The 25,885-nt window shown below is 72.6% G+C and carries 25 protein-coding genes; 23 read left to right on the top strand and 2 right to left on the bottom strand.

The genetic code is table 11. The features are described 5' to 3' along the window. Window positions 1-7: 7 nt before the first annotated feature. From ACFY7C_RS24525 to ftsH, 3 genes are all read left to right on the top strand, one after another. Entirely contained in the window at window positions 8-2,473 is a 2,466-nt protein-coding gene (locus ACFY7C_RS24525) for a [protein-PII] uridylyltransferase (protein WP_389654229.1), read from the top strand. 119 nt (window positions 2,474-2,592) lie between these two features. Next, window positions 2,593-4,143, top strand: a complete 1,551-nt coding sequence (gene ffh / locus ACFY7C_RS24530; RefSeq protein WP_389654231.1) for a signal recognition particle protein — start codon at window positions 2,593-2,595, stop codon at window positions 4,141-4,143. A 187-nt stretch (window positions 4,144-4,330) separates the two neighbouring features. Then, a complete protein-coding gene (gene ftsH, locus ACFY7C_RS24535; RefSeq protein WP_389654233.1) occupies window positions 4,331-6,370 on the top strand; it encodes an ATP-dependent zinc metalloprotease FtsH in 2,040 nt (679 codons plus the stop codon). Window positions 6,371-7,746: 1,376 nt separating this feature from the next. Here the strand turns inward: ftsH and ACFY7C_RS24540 are convergent. Beyond that, window positions 7,747-8,478, bottom strand: a complete 732-nt coding sequence (locus tag ACFY7C_RS24540) for a class I SAM-dependent methyltransferase (RefSeq protein WP_389654235.1) — start codon at window positions 8,476-8,478, stop codon at window positions 7,747-7,749. Window positions 8,479-8,835: 357 nt separating this feature from the next. Here ACFY7C_RS24540 and ACFY7C_RS24545 point away from each other — a divergent pair, with 357 nt between their 5' ends. The 17 genes from ACFY7C_RS24545 (at window position 8,836) to ACFY7C_RS24625 (ending at window position 22,219) form a co-directional block, all read left to right on the top strand. After that, on the top strand, window positions 8,836-9,429 hold the full coding sequence (locus tag ACFY7C_RS24545) for a hypothetical protein (RefSeq protein WP_345485364.1): 594 nt from the start codon (window positions 8,836-8,838) through the stop codon (window positions 9,427-9,429). Window positions 9,430-9,583: 154 nt separating this feature from the next. Then, window positions 9,584-10,030 (top strand): 30S ribosomal protein S16, encoded by a 447-nt coding sequence (rpsP, locus tag ACFY7C_RS24550; RefSeq protein ID WP_345485363.1) that lies wholly within the window; start codon window positions 9,584-9,586, stop codon window positions 10,028-10,030. A gap of 2 nt (window positions 10,031-10,032) precedes the next feature. Then, window positions 10,033-10,272: an RNA-binding protein gene (locus ACFY7C_RS24555; RefSeq protein WP_005311361.1), complete on the top strand. Its 240-nt coding sequence runs from the start codon at window positions 10,033-10,035 to the stop codon at window positions 10,270-10,272. 76 nt (window positions 10,273-10,348) lie between these two features. Beyond that, entirely contained in the window at window positions 10,349-11,044 is a 696-nt protein-coding gene (gene rimM, locus ACFY7C_RS24560; RefSeq protein WP_389654238.1) for a ribosome maturation factor RimM, read from the top strand. Next, on the top strand, window positions 11,044-11,865 hold the full coding sequence (gene trmD, locus ACFY7C_RS24565; protein ID WP_389654240.1) for a tRNA (guanosine(37)-N1)-methyltransferase TrmD: 822 nt from the start codon (window positions 11,044-11,046) through the stop codon (window positions 11,863-11,865). The genes rimM and trmD overlap by 1 nt, the downstream gene beginning before the upstream one ends. A gap of 129 nt (window positions 11,866-11,994) precedes the next feature. Further along, on the top strand, window positions 11,995-12,345 hold the full coding sequence (rplS, locus tag ACFY7C_RS24570) for a 50S ribosomal protein L19 (protein WP_356697895.1): 351 nt from the start codon (window positions 11,995-11,997) through the stop codon (window positions 12,343-12,345). Between the two features lie 39 nt (window positions 12,346-12,384). Beyond that, the gene (gene lepB, locus ACFY7C_RS24575) at window positions 12,385-13,302 is read left to right on the top strand and encodes a signal peptidase I (RefSeq protein WP_389654242.1); all 918 of its coding nucleotides are present in this window, start codon (window positions 12,385-12,387) and stop codon (window positions 13,300-13,302) included. Continuing rightward, on the top strand, window positions 13,295-14,344 hold the full coding sequence (gene lepB / locus ACFY7C_RS24580; RefSeq protein WP_389654244.1) for a signal peptidase I: 1,050 nt from the start codon (window positions 13,295-13,297) through the stop codon (window positions 14,342-14,344). Before lepB (ACFY7C_RS24575) ends, lepB (ACFY7C_RS24580) begins: the two co-directional genes overlap by 8 nt. Then, entirely contained in the window at window positions 14,262-15,350 is a 1,089-nt protein-coding gene (gene lepB / locus ACFY7C_RS24585; RefSeq protein ID WP_389654498.1) for a signal peptidase I, read from the top strand. The genes lepB (ACFY7C_RS24580) and lepB (ACFY7C_RS24585) overlap by 83 nt, the downstream gene beginning before the upstream one ends. Window positions 15,351-15,421: 71 nt before the next feature. Continuing rightward, window positions 15,422-16,195, top strand: coding sequence for a signal peptidase I (gene lepB, locus ACFY7C_RS24590; protein ID WP_389654246.1), 774 nt, complete (start codon window positions 15,422-15,424; stop codon window positions 16,193-16,195). After that, window positions 16,192-16,800 (top strand): NUDIX hydrolase, encoded by a 609-nt coding sequence (locus tag ACFY7C_RS24595; RefSeq protein WP_389654248.1) that lies wholly within the window; start codon window positions 16,192-16,194, stop codon window positions 16,798-16,800. The genes lepB (ACFY7C_RS24590) and ACFY7C_RS24595 overlap by 4 nt, the downstream gene beginning before the upstream one ends. Before the next feature lie 55 nt (window positions 16,801-16,855). Then, complete coding sequence (locus ACFY7C_RS24600; protein WP_005311352.1) at window positions 16,856-17,164, top strand: DUF2469 domain-containing protein; 309 nt, start codon at window positions 16,856-16,858, stop codon at window positions 17,162-17,164. A 129-nt stretch (window positions 17,165-17,293) separates the two neighbouring features. Beyond that, window positions 17,294-17,671, top strand: a complete 378-nt coding sequence (locus ACFY7C_RS24605) for a YraN family protein (RefSeq protein ID WP_389654250.1) — start codon at window positions 17,294-17,296, stop codon at window positions 17,669-17,671. Next, window positions 17,671-19,284 (top strand): YifB family Mg chelatase-like AAA ATPase, encoded by a 1,614-nt coding sequence (locus ACFY7C_RS24610; protein WP_389654252.1) that lies wholly within the window; start codon window positions 17,671-17,673, stop codon window positions 19,282-19,284. The genes ACFY7C_RS24605 and ACFY7C_RS24610 overlap by 1 nt, the downstream gene beginning before the upstream one ends. After that, entirely contained in the window at window positions 19,281-20,537 is a 1,257-nt protein-coding gene (gene dprA / locus ACFY7C_RS24615) for a DNA-processing protein DprA (protein ID WP_389654254.1), read from the top strand. The genes ACFY7C_RS24610 and dprA overlap by 4 nt, the downstream gene beginning before the upstream one ends. Before the next feature lie 227 nt (window positions 20,538-20,764). Further along, on the top strand, window positions 20,765-21,601 hold the full coding sequence (gene whiG / locus ACFY7C_RS24620) for an RNA polymerase sigma factor WhiG (RefSeq protein WP_389654256.1): 837 nt from the start codon (window positions 20,765-20,767) through the stop codon (window positions 21,599-21,601). A gap of 57 nt (window positions 21,602-21,658) precedes the next feature. After that, the gene (locus ACFY7C_RS24625; protein WP_389654500.1) at window positions 21,659-22,219 is read left to right on the top strand and encodes a TetR/AcrR family transcriptional regulator; all 561 of its coding nucleotides are present in this window, start codon (window positions 21,659-21,661) and stop codon (window positions 22,217-22,219) included. A 76-nt stretch (window positions 22,220-22,295) separates the two neighbouring features. Here the strand turns inward: ACFY7C_RS24625 and ACFY7C_RS24630 are convergent, their stop codons facing one another. Then, window positions 22,296-22,796, bottom strand: a complete 501-nt coding sequence (locus ACFY7C_RS24630; RefSeq protein WP_389654258.1) for a M23 family metallopeptidase — start codon at window positions 22,794-22,796, stop codon at window positions 22,296-22,298. A gap of 253 nt (window positions 22,797-23,049) precedes the next feature. On the opposite strand from ACFY7C_RS24630, the gene rpsB reads away from it, so the two are divergent. From rpsB to pyrH, 3 genes are all read left to right on the top strand, one after another. Beyond that, window positions 23,050-23,940, top strand: coding sequence for a 30S ribosomal protein S2 (gene rpsB / locus ACFY7C_RS24635; protein ID WP_389654260.1), 891 nt, complete (start codon window positions 23,050-23,052; stop codon window positions 23,938-23,940). A gap of 113 nt (window positions 23,941-24,053) precedes the next feature. Continuing rightward, complete coding sequence (tsf, locus tag ACFY7C_RS24640; protein WP_389654262.1) at window positions 24,054-24,890, top strand: translation elongation factor Ts; 837 nt, start codon at window positions 24,054-24,056, stop codon at window positions 24,888-24,890. Between the two features lie 159 nt (window positions 24,891-25,049). Further along, on the top strand, window positions 25,050-25,814 hold the full coding sequence (gene pyrH / locus ACFY7C_RS24645) for a UMP kinase (protein ID WP_356699840.1): 765 nt from the start codon (window positions 25,050-25,052) through the stop codon (window positions 25,812-25,814). Window positions 25,815-25,885: the final 71 nt, after the last annotated feature.

Consider the following 25,885-nt stretch of genomic DNA (forward strand, 5'->3'; position numbering starts at 1 on the left):
CCGCTGGGTGACGAACCTCGACGTGAAAACGGAAACGGAAGATTCGGGACCCAGCGGTTACGCGGCGGCCCGGCTGCGCCTTCTCACCGAGAAGGCGCGGTCCGGGCCGCCGCGCCGTACCGCCCTGGCCCGCCTCACCGACGACTGGCTCGCCGGCCTCTACCAGGCCGCCGGCGCGCCCCCCGGAACGGCGCTCGTCGCCGTCGGCGGCTACGGACGCGGCGAACTCTCGCCGCGCAGCGACCTCGACCTGCTCCTCCTGCACGACGGCACCGCCGACGCCCGGACCATCGCCGCCCTCGCCGACCGCGTCTGGTACCCCGTCTGGGACCTCGGTATCGCCCTGGACCACTCCGTCCGCACCACCGCCGAGGCCCGCAGGACCGCCGGCGAGGACCTCAAGGTCCAGCTCGGCCTGCTCGACGCCCGGCCCGTCGCCGGCGACGCCGCCCTCGCCACCGCCCTGCGCACCGCCGTCCTCGCCGACTGGCGCAACCAGGCCCCCCGCCGCCTCCCCGAGCTCGACGCCCTCTGCCGCGAGCGCGCCGAACGCTCCGGCGAACTCCAGTACCTCCTCGAACCCGACCTCAAGGAGGCCCGCGGCGGGCTCCGCGACGCCCAGGCGCTGCGCGCCGTCGCCGCCTCCTGGCTCGCCGACGCCCCCCGCGAAGGACTCGACGACGCCCGCCGCCGCCTCCTCGACGCCCGCGACGCCCTCCACCTCGCCACCGGCCGTGCCACCGACCGGCTCGCCCTCCAGGAACAGGACGCCGTCGCCGCGGAACTCGGCCTGCTCGACGCCGACACCCTGCTGCGCGAGGTGTACGAGGCCGCCCGGACCGTCTCGTACGCCTCCGACGTCACCTGGCGCGAGGTGGGCAGGGTCCTCAAGGCCCGCTCCGCCCGGCCCCGGCTGCGCGGCCTCCTCGGCGGCCGCTCCGGAGCCTCGAAACCGGCCGTCGCCCGCACCCCGCTCGCCGAAGGCGTCGTCGAGATGGACGGCGAGGCCGTCCTCGCCCTCAGCGCCCGCCCCGAACGCGACCCCGTCCTCCCGCTCCGCGCCGCCGCGGCCGCCGCCCAGGCCGGCCTCCCGCTGTCCCTCCACGCCGTACGCCGCCTCGCCGCCACCGCCAGGCCGCTGCCCGTGCCCTGGCCCGCCGAGGCCCGCGAGGAACTCGTCACCCTCCTCGGCGCCGGCGAGCCCACCGTCCCCGTGTGGGAGGCCCTGGAGGCCGAAGGGCTCGTCACCCGCCTGCTGCCCGACTGGGAACGGGTCCGCTGCCGCCCCCAGCGCAACCCCGTCCACACCTGGACCGTCGACCGGCACCTCGTCGAGACCGCCGTCCGCGCCGCCTCCCTCACCCGCCGCGTGAACCGCCCCGACCTGCTGCTCGTCGCCGCCCTCCTGCACGACATCGGCAAGGGCTGGCCCGGGGACCACTCCGTCGCCGGCGAGACCATCGCCCGCGACCTCGCCACCCGCATCGGCTTCGACCGCGCCGACGTCGCCGTCATCGCCACCGTCGTCCGCCACCACCTCCTCCTCGTCGAGACCGCCACCCGCCGCGACCTCGACGACCCCGCCACCGTCCAGACCGTCGCCGCCGCCGTCGGCACCCTCGGCGCCCTGGAACTCCTGCACGCCCTCACCGAGGCCGACGCCCTCGCCACCGGACCGGCCGCCTGGTCCTCCTGGCGCGCCTCCCTCGTCGCCGACCTCGTCAAACGCGTCGCCGGCGTGCTCGCGGGGGAGGAGCCGCCCGACCCCGAGGCCGCCGCGCCCAGCGCCGAACAGGAACGGCTCGCCATCGAGGCGCTGCGCACCGGCGAACCCGTCCTCACCCTCCACGCGCACGACCCGGTGGCCCCCGACTCCGAGGAGCCCGACTCCCAGACGCCCGAGCCGGTCGGCGTCGAACTCCTCGTGGCCCTGCCCGAGCGGCCCGGCGTGCTGCCCGCCGTCGCCGGCGTCCTCGCCCTGCACCGCCTCACCGTGCGCGCCGCCGACCTGCGCGCCGTCGCCCTGCCCACGGAGCTGGGCCGAAGCTCCGTCCTCGTCCTCGACTGGCGGGTCGCCGCCGAGTACGGCACCCTCCCCGAGGCCCACCGACTGCGCGCCGACCTCGTCCGCGCTCTCGACGGCGCCCTCGACGTCCCCGCCCGCCTCGCCGAACGCGACGCCGCCTATCCCAGGCGACGCGGCGTGCAGGCCCCACCGCCCCGCGTCACCGTCGCCCCGGCGGCCTCCCACCACGCCACGGTCATCGAGGTCCGCGCCCAGGACGCCCCCGGCCTCCTCCACCGCATCGGCCGCGCCCTGGAGGGCGCCGAGGTCCGCGTGCGCAGCGCCCACGTCTCGACCCTGGGCGCGAACGCGGTGGACACCCTGTACGTGACACGGCCGGACGGCTCCCCGCTCTCGGACGGCGAGGCGGCGGACGTCGTCAAGGCGCTGGAGAGGGCGCTCGGCTGACACCGCCCCCGTGCCCTCGTCCGCCGGATACGGCGGGTGAGGGCACGCACGCTGAGCGGCCGGATACCCTGGAGGGCAGTCCGTCCGCCCGCCCACGACACCGAGGATCCGCGACCGCCGTGTTCGATACCCTCTCCGACCGCCTTTCAGCGACTTTCAAGAACCTGCGCGGCAAGGGGCGCCTCAGCGAGGCGGACATCGACGCCACCGCGCGCGAGATCCGCATCGCCCTGCTCGAAGCCGACGTCGCGCTGCCGGTCGTCCGGGCGTTCATCAAGAACGTGAAGGAGCGGGCGCTCGGGGCCGAGATCTCCAAGGCGCTCAACCCGGCACAGCAGTTCATCAAGATCGTCAATGACGAGCTGGTCGGCATCCTCGGTGGCGAGACCCGCCGTCTGCGGTTCGCCAAGACCGCGCCGACCGTGATCATGCTGGCCGGTCTCCAGGGTGCCGGTAAGACCACCCTCGCCGGAAAGCTCGGTCTGTGGCTCAAGGGCCAGGGCCACTCCCCGCTGCTCGTCGCCTGTGACCTCCAGCGCCCCAACGCCGTCAACCAGCTCTCCGTCGTCGCCGACCGCGCGGGCGTGGCCTTCTACGGTCCGCAGCCGGGCAACGGCGTCGGCGACCCGGTCCAGGTCGCCAAGGACTCCATCGAGTACGCCCGCACCAAGCTGTACGACGTCGTCATCGTCGACACCGCCGGCCGCCTCGGCATCGACCAGGAGCTGATGCAGCAGGCCGCGGACATCCGCGACGCCGTCAGCCCCGACGAGATCCTCTTCGTCGTCGACGCCATGATCGGTCAGGACGCGGTCAACACCGCCGAGGCCTTCCGCGACGGCGTCGGCTTCGACGGCGTCGTGCTCTCCAAGCTCGACGGCGACGCCCGTGGTGGTGCCGCGCTCTCCATCGCGCACGTCACCGGCAAGCAGATCATGTTCGCCTCCAACGGCGAGAAGCTGGACGACTTCGACGCGTTCCACCCGGACCGCATGGCGTCCCGCATCCTCGGCATGGGCGACATCATGTCGCTCATCGAGAAGGCCGAGCAGACCTTCAGCCAGGAAGAGGCCGCCAAGATGGCCTCCAAGCTGGCGTCCAAGAAGGGCCAGGAGTTCACGCTCGACGACTTCCTGGCGCAGATGGAGCAGGTCCGCAAGATGGGCTCCATCAGCAAGCTCCTCGGGATGCTGCCCGGCATGGCGCAGATGAAGGAGCAGATCGCCAACATCGACGAGCGCGACGTCGACCGCACGGCCGCCATCATCAAGTCGATGACCCCGGCCGAGCGCCAGGACCCGACGATCATCAACGGCTCGCGCCGCGCCCGTATCGCCCGCGGTTCCGGTGTCGAGGTCAGCGCCGTCAAGGGCCTCGTCGAGCGGTTCTTCGAGGCGCGCAAGATGATGTCGCGGATGGCGCAGGGCGGCGGCATGCCGGGCATGCCGGGGATCCCGGGCATGGGCGGCGGCCCCGGCCGGCAGAAGAAGCAGCTCAAGCAGGCCAAGGGCAAGCGCAAGAGCGGCAACCCGATGAAGCGGAAGGCCGAGGAGCAGGCCGCCCAGGCGAAGCGCGAGCAGGCGCAGGCCGGCGGCGCGTTCGGACTGCCGGCGGGCCAGCAGCCGACCGACTTCGAGCTCCCGGACGAGTTCAAGAAGTTCATGGGCTGACGGGCTGACGGGCTGACCCGTCGGCCCATGGGCTGACGCGTCGGCAACCCGTAAGCAACCCGTACGCAGAGGGGCCCGTGGCGGTACGAAACCGCCGCGGGCCCCTTTTCGTACGATCGGCCCATCCGTAATGCCGGGAATGTGCGGTTCTTCGATACTGGGGCCATTGCCGCCCCGAGGAGAGCCCGTGGCCAACTCCGTACCCCCGCGCGACCGGACCGACCAGCCCTGGCGCTCGGAAGGGGCCCCGCCGCCCCCGCCGCCCAAGAGGAAGATGCCCGGCGGCTGGGGCAGCCTCATCCTCGCCGCCCTCGCGGTCTACCTCATCACCAACCTGGTCCTGTCCTTCTTCAACGAGGGTGACGGGCCGACCGTCTCGTACACGGAGTTCAGCAAGCAGGTCGCCGCCGGCAACGTCACCAAGATCTACTCCAAGGGCGACGCCATCCAAGGCCAGCTCAAGAACAAGCAGCCCGTCCCCGACGGCGAGGGTGACTACACGAAGTTCCAGACCCAGCGCCCCGCCTTCGCCGACGACGACCTGTGGGCCCAGCTGTCCAGGCAGAACGTCACCGTCACCGCCGAACCCGTCGTCCAGGAACGCAGCTTCCTGGCCAACCTGCTGATCTCGCTCGCCCCGATGGTGCTGCTCGTCCTGCTGTGGGTGTTCATCGCCCGCCGGATGAGCGCCGGCATGGGCGGAGCCGGCGGGATGCTGGGCCGCAAGGCCCCGCCCAAACCGGTCGAGCTGGAGAGCGGCAAACGCACCACCTTCGAGGACGTCGCCGGCATCGACGAGGTCGAGGGCGAGCTCAACGACGTCGTCGACTTCCTGAAGAACCCCGGCGCCTATCGCGAGCTGGGCGCCAAGATGCCCCGCGGCGTGCTGCTCGCCGGCCCGCCCGGGACCGGCAAGACGCTGCTCGCCCGGGCGGTGGCGGGGGAGGCCGGAGTGCCGTTCTTCTCCGCCTCGGCCTCCGAGTTCATCGAGATGATCGTCGGCGTGGGCGCCTCCCGGGTGCGCGAGCTGTTCGCGGAGGCCCGCAAGGTCGCACCCGCGATCATCTTCATCGACGAGATCGACACCATCGGACGGGCCCGCGGGGCGGGGGCCGGCATGGGTGGCCACGACGAACGCGAGCAGACCCTGAACCAGATCCTCACCGAGATGGACGGGTTCACCGGCTCCGAGGGCGTCATCGTGCTCGCCGCCACCAACCGGGCCGACGTCCTCGACCCCGCCCTGACCCGCCCCGGCCGCTTCGACCGGATCGTGCACGTCAACCCGCCCGACCGCGGAGGCCGGGAGGCCATCCTGCGGATCCACACGCGGGAGATCCCGCTCTCCAAGGACGTCGACCTGGAGCACGTCGCCAAGACCACACCCGGCATGACCGGCGCCGAACTCGCCAACCTCGCCAACGAGGCGGCCCTGCTCGCCGTGAAGCGCCGGCAGAAGGCCGTCACCCAGTCCGACATCTCCGACGCGCTGGAGAAGGTGCAGCTCGGCGCGGAACGACCGCTGGTCATGCCGCCCGAGGAACGGCGCCGCACCGCCTACCACGAGAGCGGCCACGCCCTGCTCGGCATGCTCCAGCCCGGCGCCGACCCCGTCCGCAAGATCACCATCGTGCCGCGCGGCCGCGCCCTCGGCGTCACCCTCTCCACCCCGGAGTCCGACAAGTACGCCTACACCGAGGAGTACCTGCGCGGCCGGATCATCGGGGCGCTCGGCGGCATGGCGGCCGAGGAGGTCGTCTTCGGCGTCGTCACCACCGGCGCCGAGAGCGACCTGGAACAGGTCACGAACATCGCCCGCGGCATGGCGGGCCGCTGGGGCATGAGCGAACGCGTCGGCCGCCTGACCGCGATCCCCTCCGACGCCCAACAGGCCTACGGCCTCTCGGCCGCACCCGCCACCCTCGACACCGTCGACAAGGAGATGCGCCGCATCGTCGAGGAGTGCTACGAAAGCGCCCTCCGCCAACTCCGCGCCCACCGCCCCCGACTCGACGCCCTCGCCTCCGCCCTCCTGGAGAACGAGACCCTCGAAGAAGCCGCCGCCTACCGCGCGGCGGGCATCCCGCGTCGTGGCGAGGAGCCGGTTGAGGAGCCGATTGCGGGCGCGATGCCTGCGGGGCCGAGGCCTGATGGACCGATGTCTGCCGGGCCGATGTCCGAGGGGCCGACGACCGGCGGGTCGACGACCCCCGGCGCGGGGGAGTAGCTGCGGGCGGCGTCTGCGGTTGGCGGGGCCTGCGGCGCCCGAGCCGGGGGTAGGGGCAGCCTGCCTACGGCACCCGGCGGCTCGGCGAGGGCGCGCGCGTGCTGTGCCTGCGGCACCGGCGTCGGGCGGCAGCCGTACGTCGGCTCTGCGGGACCCGCGCGCGGCGGCGAGGGGTCGCCCTTGGGTGGCGGCCGTGCGCCGGCTCTGTGGCGGCGTGCGTGGCGGCCGGTCTCCTGTCCCGGCGAGGGTCGCCCCCCGGGCCAAGCGGCACGTGCGCTGGCGACGGCTGCCCGCTGGCCCTCGCCGGGGCGAGCGTTCCCTGCTACGGCGAGACGGCGCCCGCCGTGTCCGCGAGACCTGCGCTGGGTGGCGGTCCGTGTGCCGGCTCTGTGCACCGCGCGCGGCGGCAGTCTCCTGCCGCGGCGAGGGGTGTCCCCCAGCCTGCGGTGCGTGCGCTGGGCGGCAGCTGCCCGCCGGCCCCGTGGCACCCCGCCGCGGTGGCCGTCTCCTGCCGCCGGAGGCGGTGCCCGGCGTGCCCGCGGCGCCCGCGCTGGGCGGTGGCCGTCCGCCGGGCGGCGAGGAGGCGCCCCCCAGGTCCTGCGGCACGTGCGCGGGGCGACAGCTGCCCGCCGGCCCTGCGGGACCCCGCCGCGGCGGGGTCCCGTGCCACGGTGCGGCTCGCGCGCTGGTGGCGGCCGTTCGCCGGTCCTGCGGCACCGCGCACCTCGGGCCAGGGGCGTCCCCAGGGGCAGCGGCACTTGCGCTGGGCGGCAGCCGTTCGCCGGTCCTGCGCGGGCGCTGGGCGTCCTCAGGGGCAGCGGCACTTGCGCTGGGTGGCAGCCGTTCGCCGGTCCTGCGGCACCGTGTGCGGCGGCCGTCTCCTGCCGTGGCGAGGCGGTGTCCGCGTGCCCGCGGCACACACGTCACCGGTGTCCACCGCCGTGGCGAGCAACCGCGCGCCGGCCCCCCCCGGGCGCGGGGGATCAGCCGCTTCCGCGGGGACCGCCGCGCCGCCGGGGCTGCGGCGCGCCGCGCGGCGGGTATCCCGCGCCTCGGCGAAGTCCTTGCGCCGGTCCGTGGCGTCCGGCGGAGGGAATCGCTGTCAGCCCTCCCACCGGGGCCTCTGGCCACCCCGGCCGGGAGGAGGGCGGCCTGTTCGCGGCACCTCGCGCCGGACAGTGGCCGGCAGCGCGGGCTGCGGCACCCGCGTGGCCGGGATCCCGCCGGCGCGGCGAGCAACCGCGCGCCGGCCCCCGGCGCGGGGCAGCAACCGATCGCCTGCCCGCGGCACCCCGCGCGACGCGTACCTCGCGCTTCCGCCGCGGGGGCGGGCACAACCGCCGGTTCCCTCCCGCACCCGGCCCCGTCCGTCGGGGCTACGGCACGCGGGCGATGACGTACCGGAAGACGTTCGGCATCCATACCGTGCCGTCGGGGCGCACGTACGGTTCGAGGGCCTCCAGGAGTTCCTTCTCGACCTGGTCGGGGTCCGTGGCGCGGACGGCCGCGTCGAAGTCGCCGGTGGACATCAGGCCACGCACCGCGCTGTCCGGGTCGGCGTAGCCGAAGGGGCAGGCCACCCGGCCCGAGCCGTCCGGGCGCAGGCCCGCGGCCACGACGGCGCCGTCCAGGTCCTCGCGGGGCGCCGGGCCCCAGCCCGTCAGGCGGGCCGCGACCCGCAGCACCGAGGTCGTCGCACACCGCTCGGGCGGCCCCCAGCCCGCCAGCACGATCGCCGCGCCCCGTTGGGCCGAACGGGTGAGGGCGGTCGGCTCCGAGCCGAGTGCGGCCGTCCCGTGGAAGGCCGTGATCACGTCGTACGGACCGGCCTGCGGCACGTCCGTCGTACTCGTGCTCAGCGCCCCCTCCGGCAGCCGCTCCCTGGCCAGCGCCACGCGCGCGTGGTCCCGGTCGACGCCGGCCACCCGCGCGCCCCGCCCCGCCGCCATCAGCAGCGCGAGGCCGGAGCCGCAGCCGAGGCCGAGCACCCGTGACCCGGCGCCCACGCCGAGCCGGTCGTACACCGCCTCGTAGAGCGGCACGAGCATGCGTTCCTGGATCTCGGCCCAGTCGCGCGCGGGGTGGTGCGGGACGAGCGTAGGTGTCATGGAAAGCGCCCCAATCCGTGCCTGGACGACAACCCCCCGTAGCCAGGGAACTGCGCATCCGCGCGCCCGTCCAGTGCTCGCGCCGGACGACTCCGGGTCGATTCGCGCCGGAGCCGCCGGGCCCGCCCCGGGCGCCGTCGGGATTCGGCCGGAACAGGGGGGTGGTGCCCGAGTTCGGGCAGACACCCGGTACTGTCCCTCCCACCATTCCGGCGCGTGTGAATCGACCGCGCGCCGGGGCGTATGAGCCGCTACGCACCAGCTCCGGTCGCATCCGTACCGACTGACGGGTACGTGCAAAATATTTGAGTTGCCCCGGAATGGAACCCGGAGGGGATCCGGCTCGTTGTACCCGACGTGAGCACGACACCACCTGTTCTCGCCGCAGAGCTGGCACAGGCGTGGGCCGACATTCAGCGGCACCACCCCGAGCTGCCGGACCTTGCCGCGCCCGAGTCCCTGATCGGAGAGTCCTCGTCCGCCTGCGGCGCCGAGCTCTCCTTCGAGCGACTGCTCCACGAGGCAGTCCACGGCATCGCCGCCGCACGAGGAGTCCGGGACACCTCGCGCGCCGGCCGCTACCACAACCGCAGATTCCTGGCGATCGCCGAGGAGCTGGGCCTGGACCATCCGGAGGAACCGCACGCCAGCAGCGGCTTCTCCCTGGTCACCCTGAACGCGGAGGCCAGGCGGCGCTACCGGCCCACCATCGAGCGGCTCCAGCGCGCCCTCAAGGCGCACACGGTCGCGACCGCCGCCGACACCAAGCGCTCCTTCCGCGGACCGGCCGCCCGGCACGGCTCTTCCGGCGGCGGCGTGCGGGTCAAGGCCGTCTGCGACTGCGGGCGCAACGTGCGCGTGGTCCCCTCCGTGCTCGCCCAGGCGCCGATCGTCTGCGGCGGCTGCGGCAAGCCCTTCCGCATCCCGGAGACGGTGGGCGCCGCGAGCTGACCTCGCGGCGTGTGGCACAATGGCTAGCTGTACTCGACAGTCGCACAGGACCCCTCTCTCCTCCGGCTGACGCGTCCATCGGGCACCCGAGTACCGCAACCCCACGTGGCATCTCAAGTGCCCAACCACGTCAAGACCAGGAGACACCACTCCAGTGGCAGTCAAGATCAAGCTCAAGCGCCTCGGCAAGATCCGCCAGCCGCACTACCGCATCGTCGTCGCCGACTCCCGCACCCGCCGGGACGGTCGTGCGATCGAGGAGATCGGCCTCTACCACCCGACGTACAACCCGTCGAAGATCGAGGTCGACTCCGAGCGTGCGCAGTACTGGCTGTCCGTCGGCGCCCAGCCGACCGAGCCGGTTCTCGCCATCCTGAAGCTCACCGGTGACTGGCAGAAGCACAAGGGCCTCCCCGCCCCGGAGAAGCCCCTGCTCGCCCCGGCGACCAAGGAAGCCAAGCGCGCCACCTTCGACGAGTTCGCCAAGGCGCTCGAGGGTGACGACACCAAGGGTGAGGCCATCACCCCGAAGGCCAAGAAGGCCGACAAGAAGGCGGACGAGGCTGCTGAGGCCGAGTCCACCGAGTCGACCGAGGCCTGATCATGCTCGAGGAGGCTCTCGAGCACCTCGTGAAGGGCATCGTGGACAACCCCGACGACGTGCAGGTCGCCTCGCGCAACCTGCGCCGTGGTCGCGTACTCGAGGTCCGGGTCCACCCCGACGACCTCGGCAAGGTGATCGGCCGCAACGGCCGCACCGCGCGTGCGCTGCGTACCGTCGTGGGCGCCATCGGCGGCCGTGGCATCCGCGTCGACCTCGTCGACGTGGACCAGGTCCGCTGAAGTTTGACACCGGCACGGGCCGGGGAGGGCTCACCGCCCTCCCCGGCCCGTTGCCGTACGACAGGAGAGATCACCAGTGCAGTTGGTAGTCGCACGGATCGGCCGCGCCCACGGCATCAAGGGCGAGGTCACCGTCGAGGTGCGGACCGACGAGCCCGAGCTGCGACTCGGACCCGGCGCCGTCCTGCACACCGACCCGGCCTCCGCCGGGCCGCTCACCATCGAGACCGGCCGGGTGCACAGCGGCCGGCTGCTGCTCCGCTTCGAGGGCGTCAAGGACCGCAACGCCGCCGAGGCCCTGCGCAACATCCTTCTCATCGCCGACGTCGACCCCGACGAGCTGCCCGAGGAGGAGGACGAGTACTACGACCACCAGCTCATGGACCTCGACGTCGTCCTCGCCGACGGCACCGAGATCGGCGTGATCTCCGAGATCTCCCACCTGCCCTCCCAGGACCTCTTCATCGTGGAGCGGCCCGACGGCACCGAGGTGATGATCCCGTTCGTCTCGACGATCGTCACCGAGATCGACCTGGAGAACCAGCGCGCCGTCATCGCCCCGCCGCCGGGACTGATCGACGACAGCCAGGCGGTCGTCGTCTCCGCGCGCGACGCCGAGGCCGGCGCTTCCGATGCCGACGCCGACGCCGACGCCGAAGCCGGTGCCGAGGTAGGTGCCGAGGCAGGTGCCGACGAGGGGCGCGAGGCCGGCCCCGCGGACGGGGGCAAGGCCGCGGCCGCCGACGGTGACGCGCAGAAGGACGCCTCCTGATGCGCCTCGACGTCGTCACGATCTTCCCCGAGTACCTCGAACCGCTGAACGTCTCGCTCGTCGGCAAGGCCCGTGCCCGCGGCCGACTGGACGTCCACGTCCACGACCTGCGCGACTGGACCTACGACCGGCACAACACCGTCGACGACACCCCGTACGGCGGCGGCCCCGGCATGGTCATGAAGACCGAACCCTGGGGCGACGCCCTCGACCAGGTCCTCGCCGACGGCTACGAGGCCGGCGCCCACGGCCCGGCCCTGGTCGTCCCCACCCCCAGCGGCCGCCCCTTCACACAGGAACTCGCCGTCGAACTCTCCCAGCGGCCCTGGCTGGTCTTCACGCCCGCCCGCTACGAGGGCATCGACCGGCGCGTCATGGACGAGTACGCCACCCGGATGCCGGTCTACGAGGTGTCCATCGGCGACTACGTCCTGGCCGGCGGGGAGGCCGCCGTCCTGGTCGTCACCGAGGCCGTCGCCCGGCTCCTGCCCGGCGTCCTCGGCAACGCCGAGTCGCACCGGGACGACTCCTTCGCCCCGGGCGCCATGGCCAACCTCCTGGAGGGGCCGGTCTACACCAAGCCGCCCGAGTGGCGCGGCCGCACCATCCCCGACGTTCTCCTCAGCGGGCACCACGGGAAGATCGCGCGCTGGCGGCGGGACGAGGCATTCCGGCGCACGGCGGCCAACCGCCCGGACCTCATCGAGCGCTGCGACCCCACCGCGTTCGACAAGAAGGACCGCGAGATCCTCTCCATGCTGGGCTGGGCCCCCGAGCCCGGTGGCCGATTTTGGCGCAGACCGGAGAGCGTGGAAGAATAGGCCGCTGTCGTACGTTCGGCGCGCGCCCCTGCCACAGGGGGGACGACGCCCGCCAGAGACGCACGGCGCTCACCCACCATTCGTACGTACCGCTGATGACCTGTGGCATCAGCGAGGAAAGAGACCTCCATGGCCTCCCTGCTCGACCAGGTCAACGCCGGTTCGCTGCGTTCCGACGTCCCGGCCTTCCGCCCCGGCGACACCGTGAACGTCCACGTTCGCGTCATCGAGGGCAACCGCTCCCGTATCCAGCAGTTCAAGGGTGTCGTCATCCGCCGTCAGGGCTCGGGCGTCTCCGAGACCTTCACGGTCCGCAAGGTCTCCTTCTCCGTCGGCGTCGAGCGCACCTTCCCGGTGAACAGCCCGATCTTCGAGAAGATCGAGCTCGTCTCCCGCGGTGACGTCCGTCGCGCCAAGCTCTACTACCTCCGTGAGCTGCGCGGCAAGGCTGCCAAGATCAAGGAGAAGCGCGACAACTGAGCTCCGGCCCACAGGGGTGCGGGATAGGCTCTGCCCCCGATGGACACCGAAGCACAGCACACGGAGCGCGATCGCTCCTCCGGCAAGGAGGGGCGGTCGCGCTCCGCGCGCGTTTCCGGGACGGACCCGGACCTGGATCTGGACTCCGCCCGGGACGAGGGCGCGGACGCGGACACGGATGCCGACCGCGGGCGTGACGGGGACGGAGACGCCCACCACGGGCGTGACGCCGACGCCGACCGAGGGCGTGATCGGGACGCGGACGGGGATGGCGGGGCCTCGGGTGGGGTCCTCACCTGGCGCCGTACGGGGCTCATCGGCGGCGCCTGCATGGTCTTCCTGCTGCTGTTCAGCCACTTCGTGCTCCAGCCCTTCCTCATCCCCAGCGGCTCCATGGAGCCCACCCTCCAGGTCGGGGACCGGATCCTGGTCAACAAGCTGGCGTACCGTTTCGGCGACGAGCCGCGCCGCGGCGACGTCGTCGTCTTCGACGGCACCGGGTCCTTCGTGCAGGAGGAGCCCGACGGCAACCCGGTCACCGGCCTGCTGCGCGGCGCCGCGGCCGCCCTCGGTCTCGCCGAGCCGGACGAGACCGACTTCGTCAAGAGGGTCGTCGGCACCGGCGGCGACCGGGTGGTCTGCTGCGACAAGGACGGCCGCATCAGCGTCAACGGCGTGCCCGTGCCGGAGACGTACGTGCTCCTGGGCGACCGGCCCTCCGACGTGCCCTTCGACATCGTGGTGCCGGTCGGCACCCTGTGGGTGATGGGCGACCACCGCAGCCAGTCCAGCGACTCCCGCGACCACCTCGGCCGGCCCGGTGGCGGCATGGTGCCGGTCGACAAGGTCGTCGGCCGCGCCGACTGGATCGGCTGGCCCGTCGGCCGCTGGTCCACCGTGCCCGGCACGGACGCCTTCGACGCCGTACCGGAATGGACCACCGGCGGCCATGGGTAGGCGGGGCAAGGCCCCCGCGGGCCGGAGGGGCGCCGACGCCCGGCCGGACGGCGAGGGCCGCACGCCGCCGGGGCGGGCCGAACGGCGCCGGCTCGCCCGCAAGGTCAAGCGGCGCCGGCGGCGCTCCGCCGTCACGGAGATCCCGCTCCTCCTCACCGTCGCCGTCCTCATCGCCCTGGTCCTGAAGACCTTCCTGGTGCAGGCCTTCGTGATCCCGTCCGGCTCGATGGAGCAGACCATCCGGATCGACGACCGGGTGCTCGTCGACAAGCTGACGCCCTGGTTCGGGGCCACCCCGCAGCGCGGCGACGTCGTCGTCTTCAAGGACCCCGGCAACTGGCTCCAGCAGGAGGCCGAGCCGCCCGATGACGACCCGGTGGGCGTCAGACAGATCAAGCAGGCCCTGACCTTCATCGGTCTGCTGCCGTCGGCCGACGAGCGGGACCTGATCAAGCGGGTCGTGGCGGTCGGCGGGGACACCGTGAAGTGCTGCGGCAAGGACGGCAGGCTCACGGTCAACGGCGTACCGCTGGACGAACCGTATCTGCACCCCGGGAACGAACCGTCGACGATCCCCTTCGAGGTGAAGGTCCCGCAGGGGCGGATCTTCGTCCTCGGCGACCACCGGTCCGACTCGGCCGACTCGCGCTTCCACCTCGACGAGAAGCACCACGGCACCATCGCCGAGGACCAGGTGGTGGGCCGGGCCGTCGTCATCGCCTGGCCCGTGGACCACTGGCGACGCCTGGAGGAGCGGTCGACCTTCGCGTCCGTGCCGGACGGCGGCGCGGTGCGCGCGGCCGAGGCACAGGGGGTGTCGCATAGTGTGTCCCAGCGGAACACGAACGGAATGCCCCACCTCCCGACCCCTGCGGAACTTCTGCTCGTTATGGGAGTGGTGGGCCTGTCCCTGTTCGGGGACGGGCGAGCGCACGGACTGAGGAGTGGATGTGGGGGATTTGGCCGTCGGCGCACGGTCCGGACACGGCGAGCCCGAGAAGAGGCCCGAGCGGCCCGCCCCGGCGGTGGCCATGACGGATGACTCCACGGGCCGTCCGGACCCCGACCAGCGCCCGGACCCCGATCCGCGCTCCGACCGGCGACCCGACCAGGGCTCCGACCAGGGCCTTGAGGCCGGTTCCGGTGTCTCAGGTGTGTCCGGCGTGCCCGGCGGCACCGTGCCCCACGGCGGCGCCGACGACGGCCATGGAGACGGCCACGGGGACGGGGACGGCGGTGAGGACAGCACCGGGCAGGACGGCCACGACCCCCGGAGGCCGCGCTCCTTCTGGAAGGAACTGCCCCTGCTCATCGGCATCGCGCTGGTCCTGGCGCTGCTGATCAAGACCTTCCTGGTGCAGGCGTTCTCGATTCCCTCCGACTCGATGATGAACACGCTGCAGCGCGGCGACCGGGTCCTCGTCGACAAGCTCACCCCCTGGTTCGGCGCCGAGCCGGAGCGCGGCGAGGTCGTCGTCTTCCACGACCCGGGCGGCTGGCTCGAGGAGAGCAAGGCCCCCGAGCCGAACGTGGTGCAGAAGGTGCTCAGCTTCATCGGCCTCATGCCGTCCGCCGAGGAGAAGGACCTGATCAAGCGGGTCATCGCGGTCGGCGGCGACACCGTCTCCTGCAAGGAGGGCGGCAAGGTCGTCGTCAACGGCAAGGAGCTGGACGAGAGCGCCTACCTCTACCCCGGCTCGGTGCCCTGCGACCCGGCCTTCGGCCCGGTCAAGGTGCCCGAGGGGCGCATCTGGGTCATGGGCGACAACCGGCAGAACTCGCTCGACTCGCGCTTCCACATGGAGCTCCCGGGCGGCGGCACCGTCTCCGAGGACGAGGTCGTGGGCCGCGCCGTCGTCATCGCCTGGCCGGTGACGCGCTGGGCCACCCTGCCGGTCCCGGAGACGTTCGACCAGCCCGGGCTCAGCCAGGCGCTGGCCGTCGCCCCCGGCGCCGCCGGGCTCGCCGGCGCGCTTCCGCTGGTGCTGTGGCGGCGCAAGCGGCGCACCGCCGGCGAGGCGGCCGGGTCCTCCCGTACCGCCAGGTAGCGACCCGCGGGTAGGGTGCCGTCCCGGACCGTCGCACGGACGGCCCGCGGATCCTCCGAGGCGAGGTGCCCATGAGCGTCGGCACGAGTGTCACACCGCGTACGAAAGGCGGCCACGGCCGCCTCGGCAGCGTCCTGTCGGGGCTGGTCGTGGCCGTCGGCTGTGTGCTCTTCCTCGGCGGCTTCGTCGTCGGCGCCCTGCTCTACCAGCCGTTCTCGGTGCCCAGCGACTCCATGACACCGACGCTCGACGTCGGCTCGAAGGTCCTCGCCCAGCGCGTCGACGGCGCGGAGGTGAAGCGCGGCGACATCGTCGTCTTCGAGGACCCCCTGTGGGGCGACGTGACCATGGTCAAGCGGGTCGTCGCCGTCGGCGGCGACACCCTCGCCTGCTGCGACGCCGACGGCCGGCTCACCCTCGACGGCAAGCCGGTCGAGGAACCGTATCTGCCGGCCGGGAAGCCCGCCTCCGGGCAGAAGTTCTCGGTCACCGTGCCCGAGGGGAAGCTCTTCCTGCTCGGCGACGAGCGGCACACCTCGATGGACTCCCGCGCCCACCTCCAGGAGGCCGGCCGGGGCTCTGTGCCGCGCTCGGCGGTCGTCGCCCGCGTCGACGCCGTCGTCTGGCCCGCCAAGGGCGTCCTGGAGCGGCCCGAGCCGTTCGCCGCACTGCCCGGCGGCGTCTCGCGACCCGGCCCGGTCACGCCCCTCTTCTACGCGATCGTCGCCGGGTGTGTACTGATCCTGGCCGGCGCGGCTTACGGGCCGCTGGCCCGGGCGCTCGGCCGCAAGCGACCCGCGGCGCCGACGACCGCGCGCACGACCGGGAACAAGGTGGGCGCATGAGCGAGGCGGACAGGGCGAACGAGGCGCACGGGGCGGACGAGGCGAACGAGGCGCACGGGGTGGACGAGGCGGCTGAGGACCGCGCGGCGGCGGTGGCCGCGGTCGGGACCGAGGGCGGGGCCGTGGCGCCGCGGCGGGTGGCGCGGGTGGTGCTGCTCGATCCCGACGACCGCATCCTGCTCCTCCACGGCTACGAGCCCGACGACCCCGCCCAGACCTGGTGGTTCACCCCCGGCGGCGGTCTGGAGGGCGAGGAGAGCCGGGAGGAGGCCGCACTGCGCGAGCTCGCCGAGGAGACCGGGATCACCGAGGTCGAGCTCGGCCCGGTGCTGTGGCAGCGCTACTGCTCCTTCCCCTTCGACGGGCGGCGCTGGGACCAGGACGAGTGGTACTACCTCGCCCGTACCACCCAGACCGTCACCGCTCCCGCGGGCCTCACCGAGCTGGAGGCCCGCAGCGTCGCGGGCCTGAGATGGTGGACCTCCGCCGAACTGTCGGCGGCCCGTGAGACGGTGTACCCCAACAGACTCGCCGAGCTGCTCCGCACGCTGCTCGACGAAGGACCTCCGAGCGCGCCGCTCGTTCTCGCCCCCGAAATCGTTTAGGGGCCCGGGCGACTGGCGCACAATAGGGGGACGCACGGCTGAAGGGGAACATGCCATGAGCGCCGAGGACCTCGAGAAGTACGAGACCGAGATGGAGCTGAAGCTCTACCGGGAGTACCGCGATGTCGTCGGGCTGTTCAAATACGTGATCGAGACCGAGCGGCGCTTCTACCTCACCAACGACTACGAGATGCAGGTGCACTCGGTCCAGGGCGAGGTCTTCTTCGAGGTCTCCATGGCCGACGCCTGGGTCTGGGACATGTACCGGCCCGCCCGCTTCGTCAAGCAGGTCCGCGTCCTGACATTCAAGGACGTGAACATCGAGGAGCTCAACAAGAGCGACCTCGAACTTCCCGGCAGCTGACACAACCGGCCGCACGACGCCTGAAACCACCCGCAGGGGTGGCTCGGTTATCCACAACGGACGGCCTGTCCACAGGGCCGCACACGCTCCGTAGCGATGCGTCACATTCGGTGCCGGAGGTGGTACCGAATGAACGCCACGACAACCGCACGCGGAGCCCTCGGGCGGTACGGAGAAGAGCTCGCCGCCCGCCGGCTCACCGCGACCGGACTGCACGTCCTCGCCAGGAACTGGCGGTGCGGCCGCACCGGAGAGATCGACATCGTCGCCCGCGACGGCGACACCCTCGTCGTCTGCGAGGTCAAGACCCGCCGCGAGGGAGCCTTCGAGCACCCCATGGCCGCCGTCACCCCACGCAAGGCCGAACGGCTGCGCCACCTCGCCGCCTGCTGGCTCGACCGGCACGGCGGCCCACCCGCCGGCGGAGGCGTCCGCATCGACCTCATCGGCGTCGTCCTGCCCCGCCGCGGCGCCCCCGTCGTCACCCACGCCCAGGGGGTGGCGTGATGGGATTCGCCCGCACCTGCTCCGTCGCCCTCGTCGGCGTCGAAGGCGTCGTCGTCGAGGTCCAGGCCGACCTGGAAGCCGGAGTCGCCGCCTTCACCCTCGTCGGACTCCCCGACAAGAGCCTCACCGAAAGCCGCGACCGCGTCCGCGCCGCCATCGTCAACTCCGACGCCGAATGGCCCCAGAAGAAACTCACCGTCGGCCTCAGCCCCGCCTCCGTCCCCAAAGGAGGCAGCGGATTCGACCTGGCCGTCGCCGCCGCCGTACTCGGCGCCGCCGAACGCATCGACCCCCGCAGCATCGCCGACCTCGTCCTCATCGGCGAACTCGGCCTCGACGGCCGCGTCCGACCCGTCCGCGGCGTCCTGCCCGCCGTCCTCGCCGCCGCCGACGCCGGATACCGGCAGGTCGTCGTCCCCGAACAGACCGCCGGCGAAGCCGCCCTCGTCCCCGGCGTCTCCGTCCTCGGCATCCGCAGCCTCCGCCAGCTCATCGCCGTCCTCGCCGACGAACCCGTCCCCGAGGAAGAACCCCACGAGGAAGGCCGCCCCGACCCCATGCTCGCCGGCCTCCTCGTCCCCGGCGCCGGAATCGGCACCGGACTCGCCGCCGACCCCGCCGACGGACCCGACCTCGCCGACGTCGCCGGCCAGCACACCGCCCGCCGCGCCCTGGAGATCGCCGCAGCCGGAAGCCACCACCTGCTCCTCTCCGGCCCGCCCGGAGCCGGCAAGACCATGCTCGCCGAACGACTCCCCGGCATCCTGCCGCCGCTCACCCGCCAGGAATCCCTCGAAGTCACCGCCGTCCACTCGGTCGCCGGCATCCTCCCGCCCGGCGAACCCCTCGTCCACCGCCCGCCCTACTGCGCCCCCCACCACTCCGCCACCATGCAGTCCCTCGTCGGCGGCGGCAACGGACTGCCCCGCCCCGGCGCCGTCTCCCTCGCCCACCGCGGCGTGCTCTTCCTCGACGAAGCCCCCGAGTTCTCCTCCAAGGCCCTCGACGCCCTGCGCCAACCCCTCGAATCCGGCCACGTCGTCGTCGCCCGCGCCGCCGGCGTCGTCCGACTCCCCGCCCGCTTCCTGCTCACCCTCGCCGCCAACCCCTGCCCCTGCGGCCGCCACACCCTCCACGGCGCCGGCTGCGAATGCCCCGCCTCCCTCATCCGCCGCTACCAGGCCCGACTCTCCGGCCCCCTCCTCGACCGGGTCGACCTCCGCGTCGAAGTCGAGCCCGTCCACCGCTCCGACCTCCTCGGCCACGGCGGACGCGGCGAAACCAGCGCCGCCGTCGCCGACCGCGTCCGCGAAGCAAGAGCCCGCGCCGCCGCCCGACTCGACGGCACCCCATGGACCGTCAACAGCGAGATCCCCGGACACGAACTCCGCACCCGCTTCCTCACCCGCCCCGGCGCCCTCGCCGCCGCCGAACGCGACATCGAACGCGGCCTGCTCACCGCCCGCGGCCTCGACCGCGTCCTGCGCGTCGCCTGGACCGTCGCCGACCTCGCCGGACACGACCGCCCCGAAGCCGACGACATCGCCCTCGCCCTCGAACTGCGCACCGGCATCGCCCGGGGCGTCCCCGTCGCCGCGGGCGAGCGGCCATGACCACCGCACCACAGGCCCGAGACGCCGAACGCCTCGCCCGCGCCGCCCTCACCCACATCGTCGAACCCGGCGACGAACACGCCGGCCGCGCCCTGCGCCGACACGGAGCCGTCCGCTTCCTGGACCTGCTGCAAGCCGACGCACCCCACAACACCCACCAGCCGACCCGGCACAGCGGTGCCGAACCACTCCCGGGCACGGAGGCACCGCCGGACACCGAACAATTCCCCGGCACCGGCGACAAACGCATCGCGAGCTGGCGACGCAGAGCCCGCACCGCCACACCCGACCGGGACCTCGACCTCATCACCGGCCTCGGCGGACGCTTCCTCATCCCCGGCGACACCGAGTGGCCCCGACAACTCGACGACCTCGGCGACACCCGCCCCATCGGCCTGTGGATCCGAGGCCCCGCCGACCTCCGCACCTGGGCCCTGAGCTCCGTCGCCGTCGTCGGCGCCCGCGCCTGCACCCCCTACGGCGCCCACACCGCCGCCACCCTCGCCGCCGGCCTCGCCGAACGCGGCTGGGTCGTCGTCTCCGGAGCCGCCTTCGGCATCGACGGCGCCGCCCACCGCGGCGCCCTCGGCACAGGCGGCGCCACCGCCGCCGTCCTCGCCTGCGGAGTCGACGTCCCCTACCCCCGCGGCCACGCCCGACTCATCGACCGCATCGCCGAACAAGGCCTCGTCATCGGCGAACTCCCACCCGGCGTACACCCCACCCGCAGCCGCTTCGTCCTGCGCAACCGCGTCATCGCCGCTCTCACCCGCGGCACCGTCGTCGTCGAGGCCGAATACCGCAGCGGCTCCCTCGTCACCGCCCGCGCCGCCGCCCGGCTCGGCCGGCACACCATGGGCGTCCCCGGCCCCGTCACCAGCGGCCTGTCCGCCGGAGTCCACGAACTCCTCCGCGGCGAGGCCACCCTCGTCACCGACGCCGCCGAGATCATCGAACTCGTCGGCGCCGTCGGCGAACTCGCCCCACCACGCCGCGGCCCCGTCCTGCCCCGCGACCTCCTCACCCCCGACACCGCCCGCGTCCTCGAAGCCCTCCCCGGCCGAGGCCCGGCCTCCCTCACCACCATCGCCACCCGCGCCGGCACCCACCCCGACCACACCCTCGCCAAGCTCTACGAACTCCACTCCCTCGGGTTCGTCGAGCGACAACAGGACGACTGGCGGTTGACGAACAGACGCACAGAACGGTCGAACACCCGGCATGGCGGCTATCAGCCCGGCGCAATCGGGTGAAAGGCTGCGCACGATGAGCAATCGAGTTCTCTCGGCCGCACCCGAGGGGCCGACCCGCGCCACGGCCCCCGTTCGAAGACGTGGGCGACGACAGCCACCCGCACCGGCGCCATCCGCCGATGTTCGCGCACCGCGACAGCGCACTCACGCTACGCTCACGAGGATCCCCCACCCGACCACCGGACCGACTCCTCCGCACCCGACAGCAGAACGGCTCAAGGCAACGCATGCCCCAGCACACCTCCGGGTCTGACCGCGCTGCGGTGCCCCCAGCAGCCCGGGGCACCGTGCGACCACCCGCACCGACCTCGCTCGACGAGCTGTGGCGCTCGTACAAGGACACCGGCGACGAACGGCTGCGGGAACAGCTGATCCTGCACTACTCACCCCTCGTCAAATACGTCGCGGGACGCGTCAGCGTCGGACTGCCGTCCAACGTGGAACAGGCCGACTTCGTCTCCTCCGGCGTCTTCGGCCTCATCGACGCCATCGAGAAATTCGACGTCGAGCGGGCCATCAAGTTCGAGACCTACGCCATCACCCGCATCCGCGGCGCGATGATCGACGAACTGCGCGCCCTCGACTGGATCCCCCGCTCCGTGCGCCAGAAGGCCCGCAACGTCGAAAGGGCCTACGCCACCCTCGAGGCACAGCTGAGGCGCACCCCCTCCGAGGCCGAGGTCGCCGACGAGATGGGCGTCACCCTGGAGGAACTCCACTCCGTCTTCAGCCAGTTGTCCCTCGCCAACGTGGTCGCCCTCGAAGAGCTGCTGCACGTCGGCGGAGAAGGCGGCGACCGGCTCTCCCTCATGGACACCCTGGAGGACACCGCCGCCGACAACCCGGTGGAGGTCGCCGAGGACCGCGAGCTGCGCCGGCTCCTCGCCCGGGCCATCAACACGCTCCCCGAGCGCGAGAAGACCGTCGTCACGCTCTACTACTACGAGGGCCTCACCCTCGCCGAGATCGGCCACGTCCTCGGCGTCACCGAGAGCCGGGTCAGCCAGATCCACACCAAGTCCGTCCTCCAGCTGCGCGCCAAACTGGCCGACGTGGGCCGCTGACCCGCCCCGCCCCACCGGTCGTACAGTGGAGCCGTGCCAAGGATTCGAGCGGCCTCCGTGGCCGAGCACCGGACGATGCAGCGCGGCGCCCTGCTGGACGCCGCGCGAACCCTGCTGTCCGAAGGCGGGACGGACGCGCTGACCTTCCCGGCCCTGGCCGAGCGCACGGGCCTGGCCCGCTCGTCGGTCTACGAGTACTTCCGCTCCCGCGCGGCCGTGGTCGAAGAGCTGTGCGCCGTCGACTTCCCCGTCTGGGCCGCCGAGGTCCAGGCCGCCATGGCCGCCTCCGACACCGCCGAGGGCAAGGTCGAGGCGTACGTCCGCAGCCAGCTGGCGCTGGTCGGCGACCGCCGGCACCGCGCGGTCGTCGCGATCTCCGCGAGCGAGCTCGACGACGGCGCCCGCGAGAAGATCCGCGCCGCCCACGGCGGCCTCGTCACCATGATCGTCGACGCCCTCACCGCCCTGGGCCGCCCCCAGCCCCGCCTGGAGGCCATGCTCCTCCAGGGCGTGGTCGACGCCGCCGTCCGCCGCATCGAACTCGGCGCGGCCGAGGACCCGACGACAATCGCCGACGCGGCCGTGTCGATGGCACTCGGCGGCATCCGCGGCGCCTGACCGTTCGACGACCCGGGGCCCCTCCCTCCCCCCTCCCCGCCCCCCTCCCCGCCCCGTGTGTCAGTCAGCCCGTGTGTCAGTCAGGCGGGAGCCCCGCTACCGGCAGCAGGCGGGATCGCCCGCCGCCCAGCAGGCGCAGGGGGTCCAGGTAGGTGTCGCCTCGCAGGAGGCCCCAGTGCAGACAGGAGCGGGCGCAGTGGTCGCCCGGGGTGGCGGGGGAGACGTGGGCGATGAGGTCGCCGGGGCGCACCGGTGTGCCGGGGCGGAGCAGGGGGTCGACGGGGACGTAGGTGGTGCGCAGCGGGGGTCGGCCCGTACCCGTAAGGGTGAGGACCAGGACGCCGCGGCCGCCGACCGGGCCCGCGAAGGTGACGGTGCCGGCGGCGGGGGCCCGGACCGGGGTGCCCGGTGGGGCCGCCAGGTCGACGCCGCGGTGACCGGCCGCGTAGGGGCCGGGTGGTGGTTCCCAGCCGCGCAGCACCTCGGGGCGAGGCGGGCCGACCGGCCAGTCCGCGGGGTGCAGGAGCAGGGACAGGGGGACGGTGAGGGACAGCAGGAGCGTCGTCATCGGAGGCATGACGGCAGACTGCCCGCCCGTCGAGGCCCCCGACCGGCGTCACCCGGATCTGTGGACAACTTCCCGGTTGTGGACAGCGCCGTCACCCGGTGCCTCCGGGGTCCCGTACACTTTCCCTGGCGACCCGGGTCACCGGGTCGACTTCGCACGCCCCGCCACCGGTCTCTGGCGGGTGGCAGCGCCTTTCGGTCCTTCGTGGCACGGCGCGCCGGGGCGTCAGGAAAACAACCGAGAAACTCAAGGAGATACGGCCATGGCCGTCGTCACGATGCGGGAGCTGCTGGAGAGCGGCGTCCACTTCGGTCACCAGACCCGTCGCTGGAACCCGAAGATGAAGCGCTTCATCTTCACCGAGCGCAACGGCATCTACATCATCGACCTGCTCCAGTCGCTGTCGTACATCGACCGCGCCTACGAGTTCGTCAAGGAGACCGTCGCGCACGGCGGCTCCATCATGTTCGTCGGTACGAAGAAGCAGGCCCAGGAGGCCATCGCCGAGCAGGCGACGCGCGTCGGCATGCCGTACGTCAACCAGCGCTGGCTGGGTGGCATGCTCACCAACTTCTCGACCGTCTACAAGCGTCTGCAGCGCCTCAAGGAGCTCGAGCAGATCGACTTCGAGGACGTGGCCGCCTCCGGTCTCACCAAGAAGGAGCTCCTGGTCCTCTCCCGCGAGAAGGCCAAGCTGGAGAAGACCCTCGGTGGTATCCGCGAGATGCAGAAGGTGCCGAGCGCCGTCTGGATCGTCGACACCAAGAAGGAGCACATCGCCGTCGGTGAGGCGCGCAAGCTCCACATCCCGGTCGTCGCGATCCTCGACACCAACTGCGACCCCGACGAGGTCGACTACAAGATCCCGGGCAACGACGACGCGATCCGCTCCGTCACCCTGCTCACCCGCGTGATCGCCGACGCCGTCGCCGAGGGCCTCATCGCCCGTTCCGGCGCCGCGACCGGCGACTCGAAGCCGGGCGAGAAGGCCGCGGGCGAGCCGCTCGCCGAGTGGGAGCGCGACCTGCTCGAGGGCGAGAAGAAGGCCGACGAGGCTCCGGCCGCCGAGGCCGCTGCCGAGGCTCCGGCCGCTGAGGCCCCGGCCGCCGAGGCCGACGTCGAGGCTCCGGCCGCCGACGCCGAGCAGGCCTGACGCTCTTCCGGTCCCTGAGGACCTTCGGGTGACGACGGCGGGGGCTCACGAGGCTCCCGCCGTCCACCCGTGGACCCGCCCGATCTTTCAGACTTCGAGAGAGAAACAGACTCATGGCGAACTACACCGCCGCTGACGTCAAGAAGCTCCGCGAGCTCACCGGCGCCGGCATGATGGACTGCAAGAAGGCCCTGGACGAGGCCGACGGCGACGTCGACAAGGCCGTCGAGGCCCTGCGCATCAAGGGCCAGAAGGGTGTCGCCAAGCGTGAGGGCCGCTCCGCCGAGAACGGCGCCGTGGTCTCCCTCATCGCCGACGACAACACCTCCGGCGTCCTCGTCGAGCTGAAGTGCGAGACGGACTTCGTCGCCAAGGGTGAGAAGTTCCTGGCCGTCGCCAACGCGCTCGCCGCCCACGTCGCCGCCACCAGCCCGGCCGACATCGAGGCGCTGCTCGCCTCCGAGATCGAGCCCGGCAAGACCGTGCAGGCGTACGTCGACGAGGCCAACGCCAACCTCGGCGAGAAGATCGTCCTCGACCGCTTCGCGCAGTACGCCGACGGCTACGTCTCCGCGTACATGCACCGCACCATGCCCGACCTGCCGCCGCAGATCGGTGTCCTGGTCGAGCTGGACAAGGAGAACGCCGAGGTCGCCAAGGGTGTCGCGCAGCACATCGCCGCGTTCGCCCCGAAGTACCTCACCCGCGAGGACGTCCCGGCCGAGGTCGTCGAGTCCGAGCGCCGCATCGCCGAGGAGACCACCCGCGCCGAGGGCAAGCCCGAGGCCGCGATCGCCAAGATCGTCGAGGGTCGCGTCAACGGCTTCTTCAAGGACGCCACGCTGCTCGGCCAGCCGTACGCCCTTGACAACAAGAAGTCCGTCCAGCAGATCCTGGACGAGGCCGGTGTCACCCTGAAGCGCTTCGCCCGCATCAAGGTCGGCATCTGAGTCCGTACGCAACGGACACCGGACCCCGGTAGGGTCTGAAGCAGCCGCCGGCGCACGCGTGGGACGGCCGCAGATCTGACGAGGAGGCCATTGCCGTACGGGAAACCGCAAGGACCCCAGGGCAATGGCCTTCTTCGTATGTGCACGAGGAGATCTCCAATGAATCAGGGCGCCGCACAGGGCGACGACAACAACGGCAAAAAGGCCGGCCGCTTCATGCTGAAGCTGTCCGGCGAGGCTTTCTCCGGGGGCACCGGCCTCGGAGTCGACCCGGATGTCGTACACGCCATCGCGCGCGAGATCGCCGCCGTCGTCCGCGACGGCGCCCAGATCGCGATCGTGATCGGCGGAGGCAACTTCTTCCGCGGCGCCGAGCTCCAGCAGCGCGGCATGGACCGGGCCCGCTCCGACTACATGGGCATGCTCGGCACCGTGATGAACTGCCTCGCCCTCCAGGACTTCCTGGAGAAGGAAGGCATCGACTCCCGCGTCCAGACCGCCATCACCATGGGCCAGGTCGCCGAGCCGTACATCCCGCTGCGCGCCGTGCGCCACCTGGAGAAGGGCCGTGTGGTCATCTTCGGTGCCGGTATGGGCATGCCGTACTTCTCCACCGACACGACCGCCGCGCAGCGCGCGCTCGAGATCGACGCCGAGGCCCTGCTCATGGGCAAGAACGGTGTCGACGGGGTCTACGACTCCGACCCGAAGACCAACCCGGACGCGGTCAAGTTCGACGCACTCGAGTACGGCGAGGTGCTCTCCCGCGACCTGAAGGTCGCCGACGCCACCGCCATCACCCTGTGCCGCGACAACACCCTGCCGATCCTCGTCTTCGAGCTGCTCGCCGAGGGCAATATCGCGCGCGCGGTGAAGGGTGAGAAGATCGGCACGCTCGTGAGCGACCAGGGCACCCGGGCCTGACCCGAACCGGGAACCGCCCCGCGAGGGGGATGGACAGAGCCCTGCCGGTCGTACACCGTGCAGGACACAAC

Source organism: Streptomyces sp. NPDC012769 (assembly GCF_042901205.1).
Lineage (GTDB): Bacteria > Actinomycetota > Actinomycetes > Streptomycetales > Streptomycetaceae > Streptomyces.